At 70.4% G+C, this 14409-nt stretch carries 15 protein-coding genes and 6 pseudogenes; 10 read left to right on the forward strand and 11 right to left on the reverse strand.

The window, feature by feature from the left end:
• Positions 1 to 361: 361 nt before the first annotated feature.
• Both ACWD6R_RS37075 and ACWD6R_RS37080 read right to left on the reverse strand, forming a co-directional pair.
• Positions 362 to 448 (reverse strand): annotated as a pseudogene (locus ACWD6R_RS37075) (GNAT family N-acetyltransferase); the annotation flags it as partial.
• A gap of 37 nt (positions 449 to 485) precedes the next feature.
• Positions 486 to 1022: a YcxB family protein gene (locus ACWD6R_RS37080; protein WP_451822773.1), complete on the reverse strand. Its 537-nt coding sequence runs from the start codon at positions 1020 to 1022 to the stop codon at positions 486 to 488.
• 126 nt (positions 1023 to 1148) lie between these two features.
• Here ACWD6R_RS37080 and ACWD6R_RS37085 point away from each other — a divergent pair, with 126 nt between their 5' ends.
• Both ACWD6R_RS37085 and ACWD6R_RS37090 read left to right on the forward strand, forming a co-directional pair.
• The gene (locus ACWD6R_RS37085) at positions 1149 to 1355 is read left to right on the forward strand and encodes a hypothetical protein (RefSeq protein WP_451822774.1); all 207 of its coding nucleotides are present in this window, start codon (positions 1149 to 1151) and stop codon (positions 1353 to 1355) included.
• Between the two features lie 172 nt (positions 1356 to 1527).
• Positions 1528 to 1806 (forward strand): annotated as a pseudogene (locus ACWD6R_RS37090) (RNA-guided endonuclease TnpB family protein); the annotation flags it as partial.
• A gap of 138 nt (positions 1807 to 1944) precedes the next feature.
• Here the strand turns inward: ACWD6R_RS37090 and ACWD6R_RS37095 are convergent.
• Positions 1945 to 2592 (reverse strand): class I SAM-dependent methyltransferase, encoded by a 648-nt coding sequence (locus ACWD6R_RS37095; protein WP_451822775.1) that lies wholly within the window; start codon positions 2590 to 2592, stop codon positions 1945 to 1947.
• Between the two features lie 106 nt (positions 2593 to 2698).
• Between ACWD6R_RS37095 and ACWD6R_RS37100 the strand changes: the two genes are divergently transcribed.
• Complete coding sequence (locus ACWD6R_RS37100; protein WP_451822776.1) at positions 2699 to 3223, forward strand: hypothetical protein; 525 nt, start codon at positions 2699 to 2701, stop codon at positions 3221 to 3223.
• 163 nt (positions 3224 to 3386) lie between these two features.
• On the opposite strand, the gene ACWD6R_RS37105 is transcribed toward ACWD6R_RS37100, so the two are convergent.
• Genes ACWD6R_RS37105 through ACWD6R_RS37115 form a run of 3 tightly spaced genes read right to left on the reverse strand, consistent with a single transcriptional unit; the run spans position 3387 to position 4382 of the window.
• Positions 3387 to 3764 carry a transposase gene (locus tag ACWD6R_RS37105; RefSeq protein WP_451822777.1) on the reverse strand — a complete coding sequence of 126 codons (378 nt, stop codon included), beginning with the start codon at positions 3762 to 3764 and terminating at the stop codon, positions 3387 to 3389.
• A 29-nt stretch (positions 3765 to 3793) separates the two neighbouring features.
• The gene (locus tag ACWD6R_RS37110; protein ID WP_451822778.1) at positions 3794 to 3934 is read right to left on the reverse strand and encodes a hypothetical protein; all 141 of its coding nucleotides are present in this window, start codon (positions 3932 to 3934) and stop codon (positions 3794 to 3796) included.
• Between the two features lie 58 nt (positions 3935 to 3992).
• Entirely contained in the window at positions 3993 to 4382 is a 390-nt protein-coding gene (locus ACWD6R_RS37115) for a VOC family protein (protein ID WP_451822779.1), read from the reverse strand.
• Between the two features lie 91 nt (positions 4383 to 4473).
• On the opposite strand from ACWD6R_RS37115, the pseudogene ACWD6R_RS37120 reads away from it, so the two are divergent.
• Together ACWD6R_RS37120 and ACWD6R_RS37125 are read left to right on the forward strand one after the other, a co-directional pair.
• Positions 4474 to 4632: pseudogene (locus tag ACWD6R_RS37120) on the forward strand (nucleoside/nucleotide kinase family protein); the annotation flags it as partial.
• Positions 4633 to 4726: 94 nt separating this feature from the next.
• The gene (locus ACWD6R_RS37125; RefSeq protein WP_451822780.1) at positions 4727 to 5854 is read left to right on the forward strand and encodes a M24 family metallopeptidase; all 1128 of its coding nucleotides are present in this window, start codon (positions 4727 to 4729) and stop codon (positions 5852 to 5854) included.
• A 127-nt stretch (positions 5855 to 5981) separates the two neighbouring features.
• Here ACWD6R_RS37125 and ACWD6R_RS37130 read toward each other — a convergent pair.
• The 3 genes and pseudogenes from ACWD6R_RS37130 to treZ all read right to left on the reverse strand — a co-directional run.
• A pseudogene (locus ACWD6R_RS37130) lies at positions 5982 to 6056 on the reverse strand (hypothetical protein); the annotation flags it as partial.
• A 70-nt stretch (positions 6057 to 6126) separates the two neighbouring features.
• A pseudogene (locus tag ACWD6R_RS37135) lies at positions 6127 to 6270 on the reverse strand (aldo/keto reductase); the annotation flags it as partial.
• A 76-nt stretch (positions 6271 to 6346) separates the two neighbouring features.
• Positions 6347 to 8107 carry a malto-oligosyltrehalose trehalohydrolase gene (treZ, locus tag ACWD6R_RS37140; protein WP_451822781.1) on the reverse strand — a complete coding sequence of 587 codons (1761 nt, stop codon included), beginning with the start codon at positions 8105 to 8107 and terminating at the stop codon, positions 6347 to 6349.
• A gap of 157 nt (positions 8108 to 8264) precedes the next feature.
• Between treZ and ACWD6R_RS37145 the strand changes: the two are divergent.
• Both ACWD6R_RS37145 and ACWD6R_RS37150 read left to right on the forward strand, forming a co-directional pair.
• A pseudogene (locus ACWD6R_RS37145) lies at positions 8265 to 8402 on the forward strand (family 1 glycosylhydrolase); the annotation flags it as partial.
• A 39-nt stretch (positions 8403 to 8441) separates the two neighbouring features.
• Positions 8442 to 9572, forward strand: a complete 1131-nt coding sequence (locus ACWD6R_RS37150; protein ID WP_451822782.1) for an alpha-L-fucosidase — start codon at positions 8442 to 8444, stop codon at positions 9570 to 9572.
• Here ACWD6R_RS37150 and ACWD6R_RS37155 read toward each other — a convergent pair.
• Both ACWD6R_RS37155 and ACWD6R_RS37160 read right to left on the reverse strand, forming a co-directional pair.
• On the reverse strand, positions 9544 to 10455 hold the full coding sequence (locus ACWD6R_RS37155) for a GNAT family N-acetyltransferase (protein WP_451822783.1): 912 nt from the start codon (positions 10453 to 10455) through the stop codon (positions 9544 to 9546). The genes ACWD6R_RS37150 and ACWD6R_RS37155 overlap by 29 nt on opposite strands.
• A 297-nt stretch (positions 10456 to 10752) precedes the next feature.
• On the reverse strand, positions 10753 to 11706 hold the full coding sequence (locus ACWD6R_RS37160) for a GNAT family N-acetyltransferase (RefSeq protein WP_451822784.1): 954 nt from the start codon (positions 11704 to 11706) through the stop codon (positions 10753 to 10755).
• 182 nt (positions 11707 to 11888) lie between these two features.
• On the opposite strand from ACWD6R_RS37160, the gene ACWD6R_RS37165 reads away from it, so the two are divergent.
• From ACWD6R_RS37165 to ACWD6R_RS37175, 3 genes are all read left to right on the forward strand, one after another.
• Entirely contained in the window at positions 11889 to 12482 is a 594-nt protein-coding gene (locus tag ACWD6R_RS37165) for a DUF1707 and FHA domain-containing protein (protein ID WP_451822785.1), read from the forward strand.
• 184 nt (positions 12483 to 12666) lie between these two features.
• A complete protein-coding gene (locus tag ACWD6R_RS37170; RefSeq protein ID WP_451822786.1) occupies positions 12667 to 13710 on the forward strand; it encodes a cytochrome P450 in 1044 nt (347 codons plus the stop codon).
• 336 nt (positions 13711 to 14046) lie between these two features.
• Entirely contained in the window at positions 14047 to 14334 is a 288-nt protein-coding gene (locus ACWD6R_RS37175; RefSeq protein ID WP_451822787.1) for a hypothetical protein, read from the forward strand.
• Positions 14335 to 14409 lie beyond the last annotated feature (75 nt).

Here is a 14409-nt window from a genome sequence, read left to right on the forward strand (position 1 = left end):
GACTCGTCGACCCCAGCGAACTCGCCACCTACGTCATGCACGCAACATCAACGACGGGCTGACGCGACACACTCCATTAATTTATCGACGCCCCCAGTGAAGTACGCGACCCTCGCCCGCCAGCTCCTCCACGATCCGACCGACCAGGCGCCGAATCTGTCGGGCGCAGAGTAGGCGTCACTGGCGGCGCAGGGTTGTCGTCAGGGCGGCCACCCAGTCCTACGGCGGTCCGGCCCTCGGCGGTCCGGGCGAGGCAGATCTGTCGTGTGGCGCTTTTCCGCTCAGGTGGTGGTCGGCCAGGTCGGGAGCGTCGGCGACCACGCGCCGCAGGTGTCCGTGTTGGCGCCCCGTCAGCCATGACTCACAGCGGCGAGAGAATCATGAGGATCTCATCGCGGTCGTCACCTGCGGCAAGCCGAAGGGCACCCGGCCAACTTCCTATCTCCTTATGCGGATCTCAGCAACCCGGCCCTGGCGAGGAGAGGCTAACGGCCTTGTGCCCGCATGCTCTTGGAGCGGCGGAACGGGGCCTCCAGCAGAACGCCCATCAGCTCGGTCTCGCTGGTCCTGGTGAGCAGCCGCTTGGGCACGATCAACAGGCCGGCCTTCCAGCCGAGGCGGCCGGTCACCACGTAGACCCGCTCCGTCTCGTAGTAGCGGTACATGGTGCGCCACGGCACCCGCATGAGCTCCTCGGAGCCGCGGGAGACGACGAAGCCGGCGTCGTCGACGACGGCCTGCTTCTCCCCCGTGGCCTGTTCGGCACGGAACATGCGGCCGGCGAGCAGCGGGGGCAGGAACAGGCCGAGCACACCGTAGACCAGAGCGAGCGTCAGCAGGCCAGCGTTGATCGGGCCGCCGTGAGCGGAGGGCCTCAGGCTCAGCGCCGCCATCAGGGCCGCGGCCACGACAATGAGCCACCGCAGGCGTCGGAACCACCCGGTCGCTGCGAGGGCCTCGTCGAACTCCTCCCGCGTCAGGATTCCGCTGAAGGTGATGGTTGTCTGCCGTATGTCGTCCACGGGCGCGGAGCCTACAGGTTCGCGCCTGGCCCGCCAGGGCCTGGTCGGGAACATAGGTCCTAATGACCTGAGTCTGAGGTTCGGCGTTAGTTCGATATGAGTCGTCCTGATCCGAAGATTCCGCCGTTGTCGGTGACTGATGCCCAGCGGGCTGTATTGGAGGGCTGGGTGCGTCGTCGTACGACGACGCAGCTCCTGTCTCAGCGATCGCGGATCGTACTTGAGTGCGCGGCCGCCGCGGGAATCAGCGGCGGCCCCACGCCCCTGCTCGACTGGATGATGGCCCGCCGCATGGACGTGGTGATCCTCTCCGAGGAGGGCCCCGACCGGTGACCGACCGCTTCCCCCAATCCCCACGCCACCAGCCGCGCGGCTGGGGCGACGAACTGCGCCGCCGCCTGCACAACGCGGGCATATCCGCGTGGGAGCTCGCCGACCTCCTTTATGTCCACGAGAGCGCCATCAGCATGGACGCCCTGCCCTACCAGCCGCGGCACATCGACGCATCAAGGCCGGAGACAAGCCCGGATACCCGCGCTTTCGTGGAGCGGCCCGGTTTGACACGGTGGACTTCCCCAAGGACGGTGGCGGCTGCCGCTGGGACTCCATCCCCAACGGCCCTGTGACCCGCGTGCGCCTGCAGGGGGTCGGGCACGTCAAGGTGCACCAGCACCGGTCAGTGACCGGCAAGGTCAAGACGATCAGCATCAAGCGTGAAGGACACCGCTGGTATGTGATCCTGACTGCCGAGCAGACCGAGCCGGAGCCGCTGCCCATCGAAGGTGTTCTTCGGAGTCCCCTCGTTCGACCAAATCGGCGCTCGAACGGGCGGTGAGCCCTGATCATGAGTCGACGCCTGCAACCTGACGGCTCCCCGTCCGGCAGTTGGATGCGGTCATGCGTTCGGCCAGACAGCCCCCACCTAGGCTCTGTGGGCGAGCAGGTGAATCCCCTGGAACTGCCGTCGGTCGGTGGGCTGAGGCTCGCGAACCATCCGGGCTACCTCGGTCAATCCGGACTTGCGCAGCATCGCCGCGAGGTGATCAGGCGACCACCGATAGGCCGGCGCGACTGTGTGATCGAAGACCTGCGTCGGGTGAGACGGATCATCGCTGGCCCAAAAGCCGACCAGAAGGTGGCCGCCAGGTGCCAGCACGCGGTGGAACTCCGCCAAGATGACGGGGAGTTCTTGCGGCGGAGTGTGGATGATGGACCAACGTGAGAGTACGCCGCCCAGCACGCCGTCAGCGATGTTCAACGCGGCCATCGAGCCCACGTCGAACCGCAGGCCCGGATAGGCCTGTCGAGCCAACTTGATCATCGCAGGAGAGGCATCAACACCAAACGCCACCAGCCCCAACTCGTCCAGATAAGCCGTGATATGGCCAGGTCCACACCCCAGGTCCGCGACCTGACCATCCACACTCGCACTTACGATCTCAGCGAAGGCACTCAAGATCGCGCGGTCCAGGGGCTCTTCGCGCAGCTCGTCGCGGAACAGCTGCGCATAGTTGGAGGCAGCAGCGTCGTAGGCCTCGCGGGTGGTTCTGAGGGCATCGTGTTCGACCATGCTCGCGACAGTAGTTCCTGGCGCTGAGGCGAGCCGAGAGAATCACGATCTTCCCTCCCGTTGCCGGGGCTATGGCTAGTTCAGAGAAGCCTCCGTCCGGTGCTCGATGCTGCGGCCCGAGCCGGAACAGCGGGAACGGCTCGTCGAGATCCGGGACAACCTCATCGCGCGGATCGCCGAGGCCGAGCAGGAGGGCTGGCTGGGCGAAGTCGACGGTCTGCATGTCAGCCTCGCCGGCGCCGAGGACAAGCTGGTTCAGCTCGGCAGCGAAGCGGCGCGTCGGTCCACCGTCGTCAGCCTCGGCATGCCGACGTTCGGCCAAATCGCCGTCCGCACAGAAGAGGCCAAGACGCCCCCGGCAGCTGTGGATTCGGCCGCCTCGCATAGTTCAGAGAAGGTGCACCAGCGCCGTTCGATCTCGCCCTTGATGGCGACCAGGCTCTCCGGCTTCTCCTGCTTGCCGCGCGGGGAGACGCTGATCCACGGCTCGCCGTGCTTCTTGACAATCGCGACCCCGCCCGTGATGCCCTCCGCGAGGGCCTGCTCGAAGCGGTCCAGTGACGTGCGGAGCCTGTCTTGCTGGACGGTGATGAACTCGCCGGTGTCCTGCGGCTGGCCCAGGGCGGCGTAGTGCACGTCCCGGGTTGTCCTCGAAGTCGGCGGGCAGGTCGTCCTCCGGGTTGCGCCACCGGTTCGCGCCCACCACCCAGGTCTCCCGCCGGCGCAGCGCGTCCCGCAGCGAGACCAGGACAAGGGCTTCTGCCCCTGCTCGACCGCGAGGTGGACCTTGGTCGTCAGCCCGCCCCGGGAGCGTCCGAGTCCGTGGTCGGCTGGCTCGGTGTCGACTCCGCCGGGTGGCTCCAGTTGGAGATCCTCTTTTTGCGGGCACCGGCCGCGTGCTGGTGAGCGCGAGCGATGGTGGAGTCGACGCTGACATCCCAGGTGATCAGTCTGTCGACGTCGGCCTGAGCTTGGAGCTGGGTGAGGATCCGCTTCCAGGTCCCATCGCGCTGCCAGCGGCGGAACAACCCGTAGACGGTCTCCCACTCGCCGTATCTGAGCGGTACGTCCCGCCAGGGCGCGCCCGTCCGCGTCCGCCAGCGTATGCCGTCAATCAGCTGCTGCTTGGACCAGACCGGAGGTCGTCCCGGCTTCTTTCCCAATGGCAACAACGGTTCCAGCCTGGCCCACTGCGTGCTCGTCAGATCCCCTCGCCCCACACGGTGATCATCGCAGAGCTTGATCGACTTCGACCGAGGTCGAAGTCGAAGTCGAAGGGGAACGCGGCCAGTTCGGCCGGCTCACGGTTGTTCCGCAACAGCGGGAAGGCACGGTCGGTCATGTCACTGAACGTAACAGCGGCCACTGACAACGCTCCCGCGAGGCGGGAAACCCGCGGTTCACGCGGGCTGGAGCAGGTCCCAGCGGTTGCCGTACAGGTCCTCGAAGACCACGACCGAGCCGTACGTTTCGTGGCGCGGCTCCTCCAGGAAGCGCACCCCGGCCGCCAGCATCCGTGCGTGGTCGGCCGCGAAGTCCTCGGTGTGCAGGAAGAAGCCGACCCGGCCGCCGGTCTGCGCGCCGACGGAGGCCCTCTGGCCCTCGTCCTTGGCGCGGGCCAGCAGCAGCCCCGTACCCGCCGTGGCGCCGCGCGGGCGGACGACGACCCAGCGGGATCCGTCCCCGCGGTCGGTGTCCTCGACGAGTTCGAAGCCGAGGGCGTCCGTGTAGAAGGAGAGGGCCTCGTCGTAGTCGCGGACGACCAGAGTGACCAGGGCGATGTGGGACATGGCGGTTCCTCGGGGGTGCGGAGCTGGGTCATACGGCTGAGTTATACGTAACACTACCGAGGGTGCCGCCCATGCCGGGACCATGCACCGCATGCACACGAGTGACGTCGGCGAACTGTCGGCCCGCGCCCGCCGGCGCGCCGCCCCCGGCCATCGCCGCATACTCGGCATCGCGGGGCCGCCCGGAGCCGGGAAGTCCACCCTCGCCGCCCAGCTCGTCGACCGTGGCCGGGACCGCGCCGACCTCGTCGTACGGCTGCGACCCGCCGTCTGACCCGCACTCGCGCCTGTCCCCGCCGCCGGGCAGGATGCTGTATTCCCTATCGCATCGCCAGGAGGTCCGCATGTCCAGCGAGAACCAGCCCGTGCCGTTCACCGCCGACGACTACCGGGCGAGGATGGAGCGGGCCGCCGAGTCCGCCGCCGAAGCCGGGCTCGCAGGCGTCCTCGTCGCACCGGGCCCGGACCTCGTCCACCTCACCGGCTACCACCCCGTGAACACCGAACGCCTCACCCTCCTCGTCCTCAAGGTGGGCGAGGACCCGGTGCTCGTCGTCCCCACTCTGGAGGCACCGGACGCCGAGGAGGCCGTCGGCTCCCCGGCCCTGACCCTGCGCGACTGGACCGACGGCAAGGACCCGTACGCCGTGGCCGCCCCGCTGCTCGACGCGGACGGCCGTTTCGGGATCAGCGACAACGCCTGGGCGATGCATCTGCTCGGGCTGCAGCAGTTCCTCCCCGGCACCTCGTACGTCTCCCTCACCGAGGCCCTGCCGATGCTGCGGGCGGTCAAGGACGCGGCCGAGCTGGAACGGCTCGCCGCGGCGGGGGCCGCCGCCGACGCCACGTACGAGGAGATCCTGAAGGTCCGCTTCTCCGGCCGCAAGGAGACCGACGTCGCTGCCGATCTCGCCGCACTGCTCAAGGAGTTCGGACACTCGCAGGTCGACTTCACCGTTGTCGGCTCCGGCCCGAACGGCGCCAATCCGCACCACGAGGCGGGCGACCGCACCATCGAGCGCGGCGACATGGTGGTGCTCGACTTCGGCGGCCTCAAGCACGGCTACGGCTCCGACACCTCCCGCACGGTCCATGTCGGCGAACCCACCGCCGAGGAGCAGCGGGTGCACGACATCGTGCGGGAGGCGCAGGAGGCCGGCTGCCGCGCCGTCCGGCCCGGCATCGCCTGCCAGGAGATCGACCGGGCGGCCCGTGCCGTCATCACCGAATTCGGTTACGGCGAGCGCTTCATCCACCGCACCGGCCACGGCATCGGCGTCACCACCCATGAACCCCCGTACATGATCGAGGGCGAGGAGCAGCTGCTGGTGCCCGGGATGTGCTTCTCCGTGGAGCCCGGGATCTATCTGCCGGGCCGGTTCGGCGTGCGCATCGAGGACATCGTGACTGTCACCGACGACGGCGGGCGGCGGCTGAACACCACCGCGCGTGAGCTGGCAGTCGTCGAGTAGCTCACGAGCGGCCGCGGTTGCTGAGGCGCTCCAGGGTCGCGTACGGATACGGCAGCGGGCGCGCGCTCGCCGCGTCGAGCCGCGCCACCTGGTCGGCCGTCAGTTCCCAGCCCACGGCGCCGAGATTGTCGGTCAGCTGCTCGACGGTACGGGCCCCGATGATCGGGGCGGTGACCCCCGGCCGTCCGAGCAGCCAGCGCAGCGCGACCTGGGCGGCCGAGCACCTCCTCCGAGCCGCCGCGGTCGTACATGTCCGCGGTGTCGATGAAGGTGCCGCCCGCCTCGGTGAACGTGTCGAGAACGCGGTGGGCGGCCGCTTCGTCGCCCGCCCTGGTGAACGTCATGGCGCCCAGGCACAGTTCGCTGACCTGGAGTCCGCTCCTGCCGAGAAATCGCTGCTTCATGGCACCGACCATACGAGGTGAAGCGCACACGAAGACAAGAGGCCTCGACGGCCCACGCGTCCCGTTCCGTGTCCTGTGCCGCGCCGCGTCAGTCGTCGGCGAGTACCACGCACGACTCCGGCGGAAGATGCAGCAGCCCGTCCGCGCCCGGCGTCTCCACCGGCTCCCAGGCAGCCAGTACCCTGCCCCCGCTGTTCCGGTTCCGTCCACCGCCGAGCGGGATCGTGGCCGGCTTCTCGTCGAGGTTGACCGCGATCCGCAGATCGCCCCTGCGATAGGCCAGCCAGCGCGCCTGCTCGTCATGGGCAGTCTTCACCGCGGCCAGATCCGGATCCGACAGATCGGGCAGGGTGCGGCGCAGCGCGATCAGTTCGCGGTACCAGGCGTGAAGGCGGGCATGCGGTTCGCGTTCCGGTTCGGTCCAGTCCAGACAGGAGCGGTCGCGAGTGGCCGGGTCCTGCGGGTCCGGGATGTCGTCCGCCGCCCAGCCGTGCGCCGCGAACTCCCGACGCCTGCCGGTGCGTACCGCTTCCGCGAGCGCCGGGTCGGTGTGGTCGGTGAAGAACTGCCAGGGGGTACGGGCGCCCCACTCCTCGCCCATGAACAGCATCGGGGTGAACGGGCCGGTCAGCACGAGCGCCGCCGCGCAGGCCAGCAGCCCGGGGGAGAGGGAGGCGGAGAGCCGGTCGCCGAGTGCTCGGTTACCGATCTGGTCATGGGTCTGCGCATAGCCGACGAAGCGGGTGGCCGCGGCGCGGGCGATGTCGACGGGGCGGCCGTGGGTGCGGCCGCGAAAGCTGGAGTAGGTGCCGTTGTGGAAGAAGGCGCTCGTCACGGTCTTGGCGAGGGCGGTCAGCGGGGCGGCGGCGAAATCGGCGTAGTAGCCCTGGGACTCGCCGGTCAGCGCCGTGTGCAGGGCGTGGTGGAAGTCGTCGTTCCACTGGGCGTGCAGCCCGATGCCGCCCGCCGTGCGCGGCGTTGTCGTACGCGGGTCGCAGAGGTCCGACTCGGCGATCAGCGGCAGCGGACGGCCGAGCTCCGCGGCGAGCGCGTCGACCGCCGCGGACAGCTCCTCCAGGAAGGTCAGCGCCCGGGTGTCGGCGAGGGCGTGGACCGCGTCGAGCCGCAGTCCGTCGACCCGGTAGTCGCGCAGCCAGCCGAGCGCGCTGCCCAGCAGATACGCGCGGACCTCGTCCGATCCCGCGGCGTCGAGGTTGACCGCGGCGCCCCACGGCGTGTGGCGGGTCTCGGTGAAGTACGGGCCGAAGGCGGGCAGGTGGTTGCCGGACGGTCCCAGGTGGTTGTGGACCACGTCGAGGACCACCGCAAGACCGAGCCCGTGCGCCGTGTCGACAAAGCGCTTCAGCCCGTCGGGGCCGCCGTACGGTTCGTGCACGGCCCACAGCGACACCCCTTCGTAACCCCACCCGTGTGCGCCGGGGAACGGGCAGACGGGCATCAGCGACACATGGGTGACGCCCAGCTCGGCGAGGTGCGGCAGCCGCGCCGCGGCCGCGTCGAAGGTGCCCTCCTCGGTGTACGTGCCGACGTGCAGCTCGTACAGGACGGCGCCCGGCAGACCCCTGCCCGCCCACTCGGTGCGCCAGGCGTACGCCTCCTGATCGACGACGGCGCTCTCGCCGTCCGGGCCGTCCGGCTGGCGGCGCGAGCGCGGATCGGGCCGCACGGGGCCGTCGTCGAGGACGAAGCCGTACCGGTCTCCGTCCGCGGCCTCCGCCTCGGCCGTCCACCAGCCCGTCCGTGCCGGGTCGCGCTCCATCGCCCGCAGCTCACCCGCCAGCCGCAGACCGACCGAATCCGCCTCCGGTGCCCATACCTCGAACAGCATGCGTCACTCCTCGTCTCCTCGTTCCGGCCCCATGGTCGGCAGAAGTCGGGATCACCGGCCCACGACACTGGATCGAGCCCGTTACTGGCGATTAAGGTCTGGCTCTGATCATTGCCCTGCCAGGTTCTGCTCATTCGTACGGCTGCTGGAGGCCGAGATGACCGTGCCGACGTTCCCGCCGGGATTCCTCTGGGGAGCCTCCGCCTCCGCCTTCCAGACCGAAGGAGCAGCCGACACCGACGGCAAGGGCCCCTCCGGCTGGGACGCCTTCGCCGCCCAGCCGGGACGGATCAAGGCTTACGAACGACCCCCTCAATGATCAATACTTCGCGCCATGGTTGCTTCATGGTGGTCCCAGGCCCAGCTGGGGATCTTTGTGCACTGGACGCCCGCGTCCGTACCGGGCTGGGCCCCGCCGTACGTTCCCGCCGACGAGCTGCCCCTCGCCGGCCGCCGGACGCCGCTCGGCTGGACCTCGTACGCCGAGTGGTACGAGAACGCGCTCCGCTTCCCCGGCAGCCCCGTCTCCGCCCACCACCGGGCGACTTACGGCACCCGGCCGTACACCGACTTCGGCAACGACTTCAACGACGGCCTGGACGGCTGGGACCCGGCGGCTTGGGCCCGCAGCTTCCGCGCCGCCGGAGCCCGCTACGCCGTCCTCGTCACCAAGCACCACGACGGGTTCTGCCTCTGGCCCTCCGAGGTCCGCAACCCGCACCGCACCGGCTGGCACACCACCCGCGACGTGGTCGGCGAGTTCGCCGAAGCAGTCCGCGCCGAAGGGCTGCGCTTCGGGGTCTACTACTCCGGCGGGCTCGACTGGACCTTCGACGACCGGCCCATCGGCACCGGCGCGGACACCGTCTCCGCCGTGCCGCGCGGCGACTACCCCGCGTACGCCGACGCCCAGATGCGCGAACTGATACGCCGCTACCGGCCGGACATCCTGTGGAACGACATCGCCTGGCCCGGCTCGCGCACCGACGTCCAGCGGCTCATCGAGTACTTCCGCTTCACCGTCCCGCACGGCGTTGTCAACGACCGGCTGTTCCCCTACGCGCCGATGTGGCGCGCCCTCCGCCTGCCGGGCGCCAAGGCCCTGTACGACCGGTGGGAGCGCCGCACGATCGCGCAGGGCGAGGGGTTCGTGCCGCGCAAGCCCCCGTACTACGACTTCCGCACCCCCGAGTTCGCCCGCTACACCGGCCCGGACCCGTACGAGATCACCCGGGGCATCGACCACAGCTTCGGCTACAACCGGAACTCGTCACCCGACGCCTTTCTCAGCCGCCCCGCGCTGACCTCACTGGTCACGGAGACCGCGGCCGCGGGCGGCAATCTGCTGCTCAATGTGGGGCCGCGCGGCGAGGATGCGACCATCCCCGCCGAGCAGCAGCTCCGCCTGGACTGGCTGGCGGAGCTCACCCCGAACCTCACACGAGATGGATGCGTTCCTGACTGACCGGATGGCCCGCCCGGGCGAACGCGGCTGCCATCGGCGCATTGCCCTGATCGGTGGCGCCCGCGATGAACTCGGCGCCCTCGGCGGCCAGGAAGTGCGTGCACTCGACGAGCAGGTCGTACCCGTAGCCGTGGCCCCGCTGCTCGGCTACGACCCCGATGAAGCCGATGCACGGCCCGCCCGGGTTACGGGCGGGCACATGGAGTCCGGCCACCTCGCCCTCGGGCGTGTACGCCAGCTGCCACCAGGAGCGCGGCGAGGGGCACCAGTGGAAGAAGTCGAGCTCCTCCTGCGCCGCCTGCTCCAGTCCGCCGGGTCCCTCGATGGCCCGGAGGGCGTGCGCGTCCAGCGTGACGGAGTGGACCCGGCGCAGCACGTCGAGGATCACAGCGTCGTCCGGCTCCGGCCGGAAGGTGAGCCGGCCGGGCCGCTCGGGCAGCCCGCACTCCGGCGTCCACTCGTACCGGTACCGCTCGACCAGCGGCTTCATCCCGGCCGCGCGGGCGGCGGCGATCCTGGCCTCGGCGGCGGCCGCGACGTCGGGCCGATTCCGCCAGCCGGCGGGCAGGATCAGCTCGTACTCGGCGTACAGCGGTGACTGGCGCAGCAGTTCGGTGCCCGCCTCGTCCTCGCCGTCGGCGAAGTCGAACCAGTTGAGCAACACGGGTACGGTGTCCTCGGGCCCCGACCACCAAGCGGCCCTGGCCACCACGACACCGTCGCGCTCGGCGATCCAGGTCCACTCGGGGCGGTACTCACCACCCTCGCGCACGGTGGCGTAGCTGTGCCCGAAGGCGGCGCGGCCGACGAGACCGCGGTCGGGCAGGGTGCGGAAAAGCTGTGCGTCGCTCTCGGTGAGCGCGCGGATGACCAGATCGGTCATGGAAGAGTCCTCCGGAAGAAGCGATGCGCTCCCGGTCAAACCGAAACCGAAACCGCCCGGCGAACGGGACGGGAGCGCGGGAATGAAGTGGTACACGTACGCACTGTTCTCGCCTCCTTCCTCGGTCTTCGGGCGGATGGCCACCGTAACCGGCCCTGCGGTGGACCGTCCACCGGATTCGCTCATGTCCGCCTTGTCGGAACGCCCGAAGACATCCAGCACGAGGACACCTCTCCGCCCCGCGATGCTCCGCATCCGGCGCCGCGCGCCGATCCATCACGGATGACGGGACAGCTCTCAGTCCCAGATCATGTTGAACGCGCGCTCGAAATTGACGTACCCCAGGCGCGCGAACGACTTCGCCATCGGCACATTGCCGAGGTCCGTCGCCGCCCGTATCCGCTCCACCCCGTCCTGCGCGGCGAGCACCAGGGTGCCCTCGGCGAGCAGGTCGTCGATGTAGCCGTGACCGCGCTGCGCGGGCAGCACGCCGATGTACGCGATGATCGGGTTGTAGTTGTTGCGGGCCGGGATCACGAACCCGACCGGCTCGCCGCCGGGGAGTTCGGCGATGCGCCACCACTCGCGCGGGGTGCTGTACGCGCCGAGCTCCTCGTCGTAATGCTTCTCCGCCGCCTCGCGGGCGGACAGTCCGGACGCCAGGTCCTCCTGGCCGTGCGCGTCGAGCGTGCCCTCCAGCACCGGAGTCATCAGCGCGAGGAGGTCCTCGCGCCCGGTCACCGGGCGGAACCGCAGCCGGCCGCTGTCGGCGGGCACCGGTGTACCGGCCCGCCACTCCAGGCGCAGCCGCTCGACGAGCATCCGCGCACCGGTGCGCTCCATCACCCGGATCCGTGCCTCGACGAGATCGCGGACCACCGGGTCCTCGCGCCAGTCCGGCGGTACGAAACGACCGTACTCGGGACGCGGGACACCGGCGGGCAGGACGGCCGCCGCTGCCGCCCGCAGCAGGCGCAGACCCGTCTCGGTGCGCTCGGGCTCGGGCAGTGTGTCGTCGAGGTCGAAGAAGTCGAGCGCGAGGGGTATGTCGCCGCCCTGGCTCCACCAGGCGACGCGGGCGACCACGCGGTCTCCGCGCAGCGCCACCCACATCCACTCGGGGCGGCGGCGGCCCGTCGTGAGGTCGTCGGCCAGTTCGTGGTCGAGGACGTACGACAGACGGCAGAAGAGGCCCAGTTCGTCCGGCCCGGTGAGCGGACGGACGGTCAGGGCCGGGGGTACAGCGGTCACAGAGTCTCCTTGGGGCGCGTCCCGCCGTGCGGTGAGCACCGCACGGCACGCGGCGGCAGACAGTAGCAACGTTCCCCGGACACCACCGCGGATATTCGGCCGGTCCGTTCCGCGCCGGTCAGGCGGGCGGCAAGCGGGGTTCTTCTGGACACTCCGGGGCGGTCGCCCCGACAATTGATCCTGTGACGTCGCCCTTCGAGTTCCACACGTATCCCGCGCGGGTGTCCGATGCTCAGCGCGACCGTGTTCTCGGTGTGCTCAGAGAAGGCGCCGCGCACGGCAGGCTCTCCCACGACACGTTCGTACGGCGCATGGAACTGGCCCTGGCCGCCCGCCGCCCGGAGGAGCTGGCGGCACTCACCGCCGACCTGCGGAGCGAAGGCCGCTGGACGCAGGGGCTGTTCAGGGTGGTCGGCGAGGTGTCCGGGTTCCCGGCCCGGCTACGCAGGGCCTGGCAGGCCGAGCGGCTGCCGAAACTGCTGCTGCCCGCCCCGAGCCCGTACCCCGTGTTCATCGGCCGCGATCCGGCGAACGGGCTGCGGCTCACCCATGAGACCGTTTCGCGCAAGCATGCCGAACTCACCGTGCAGGGCGGCCGCTGGATCCTGCGCGACCTCGGCTCGACCAACGGCACGTGTGTGAACGGGCAGCGGGTGACCGGTGCGGTGTCGGTGCGCGACGGGGACCAGGTGAGCTTCGGCCGGATCACCTTCCGGCTGTCCGCGCCCGCACTCAAGCCGCCCGGGGCGCCGGGGCTTCCCGGGCGTCCGGCCTGAGCCGGGGCGTGGATCATGCCTGTTGGTCGAGGCCGCGTCCGACGAGGGTGGGAAAGGCCTGAGCTGCTGCGCGCTACGGCCCCCCTCACCCGAACGGCCGTACCTCCACTGCGCCGAGCGCTCCGCCGTGGTCCCCTTGGTTCATCCGCGCCACACAGCGGCGCACCGACCCCGGGGGGCAAGGATGCAGGCCGACGCGCCCGACGGCATACCGCCGCCCGCCTCGGACCTCGGTCACCGCGCCGCCCGGACCGCGCGTCCCGGCCGGCCCGACAGGACCGCCCGGCCCGGCACCGGCCCCAGCCTGCTCGCGCCCGGCGCCACGCATGATCCGTACCGGCTCTACCGCGTGCTGCGCGAGGAGTACCCGCTCAGCTACGACGCCCCCCTCGGCGCCTGGCTGCTCAGCAGGCACGCCGATGTGTCGACCGCCCTCACCGACCCACGGTTCACCGGCTTCCCGCACGACGGCGAGCCCCGCGGCGGCCCCGCGCCGCGCGGGCTCTGCCACGGCAGCAGGCTCTGCCTGCCCCGGCCGCAGGACATCGCGCGGCCGGCGGCGACCGTGCCCCGCCACCTCTCCGAACGCGTCGACCGGACCGCATACGTCCTCGCGCGCCGCATCGCGGGGCGGCAACAGGCCGATCTTGTCGAGGAGTTCTGCCGCTGGCTGCCCGTGGGCGCCGCCGCCCCCGGCGCCTCCCCGGACCCGGCGCAGCCGCCCGGTCACCCCATCACCCCCTGCATCAGCCGGACCGGCCTCCGTGAGACGGCGCTCGCCTCCTTCCTCGCCAATCTGCTGGACGCCCCCGACCTCCTGGCCGCCCTGCGTATCGAACCTGCCCTCGCCCACCGCGCCTGGACCGAGTCGCTGCGCCGCGACCCGCCCGTGCAGGTCGTGCTGCGCCGCACCGTCGCCGAGGTGCGGGTCAGTGGCGGCACGCTCCCCGCCGGGGCGCCCGTCGCCTGTCTGACCGGCGCGGCGGGTCGCGACCCCGAGCGGTACGCCGCCCCCGATCTCTTCGACCCCTTCCGGACCGACCAGAGCCGGTCCGCCGCAGGACCGGAGTCCTGTCCGGCCGTCCTGCTCGGGCGGCTGGAGGCCGAACAGGGGGTACGCGCCCTGCTCGACGCCATGCCCCGGCTCCGCTGGGCGGACGGGTTCCGTCCGTCCAGTACCGGACTGCTCACCCGCGGCCCGCGGACCCTCCTCGTACGACCCGGCTAAGAGGAGCTCACAAAATGGGCGCCCGGCGCGCACGCCTGGCACGCACGCTCGCTGCGTTGCCGAAACGCCCTAGTACTCCAGCCGGACTTCCGTATTTCCGCAGGTCAGTCCCCCTGATCCCTTCGGGTGCGCCTTGCCGGCGTGAAAACATGGCTGCGGCGCCTGCCCGCCGATGCCGGTAGCTCGTTGGGACGTTGAGCCCGTAGGTCAGTCTGGTGCCGGGGCCGCAGAGGGGCCACGCACTGTTGCCATCGAGCACGCCGGTCAGATTCTCGCTCCCCCTGCGGCCCCTTGGGCAGGCGTCGGCCCGTACGGATCAATACCAGGGAGTTGCGCATGGCGGACACCGGCGACAGCGGTGGCGTCGAGGAGATCGAGCAGGCCGAGGAGCTCGTGGCCCGTGTCGCGGCGATCGATATCGCCAAGGCGTCGGGCATGGTCTGTGTGCGGGTGCCACATGAGGACAAGCCCGGTAAGCGCGTGCAGCGGGTCTTCAACACCGTCGCGACCAGCGGCGCGATTCTGGACCTGGCTGACCACCTGATCTGCCAGGGCGTCACCCGGGTGGTGATGGAGGCGACGTCGACCTATTGGAAGCCGTACTTTGAATCGTTCCGGGTTTGACCGAGGCTCGATCTCTTGGAAGGATCGGGATCGTTATGTCGAAGCCATACCCGAAGGAAGTCCGTGAACGGGCCG

The organism is Streptomyces sp. NPDC005151, assembly GCF_053599875.1.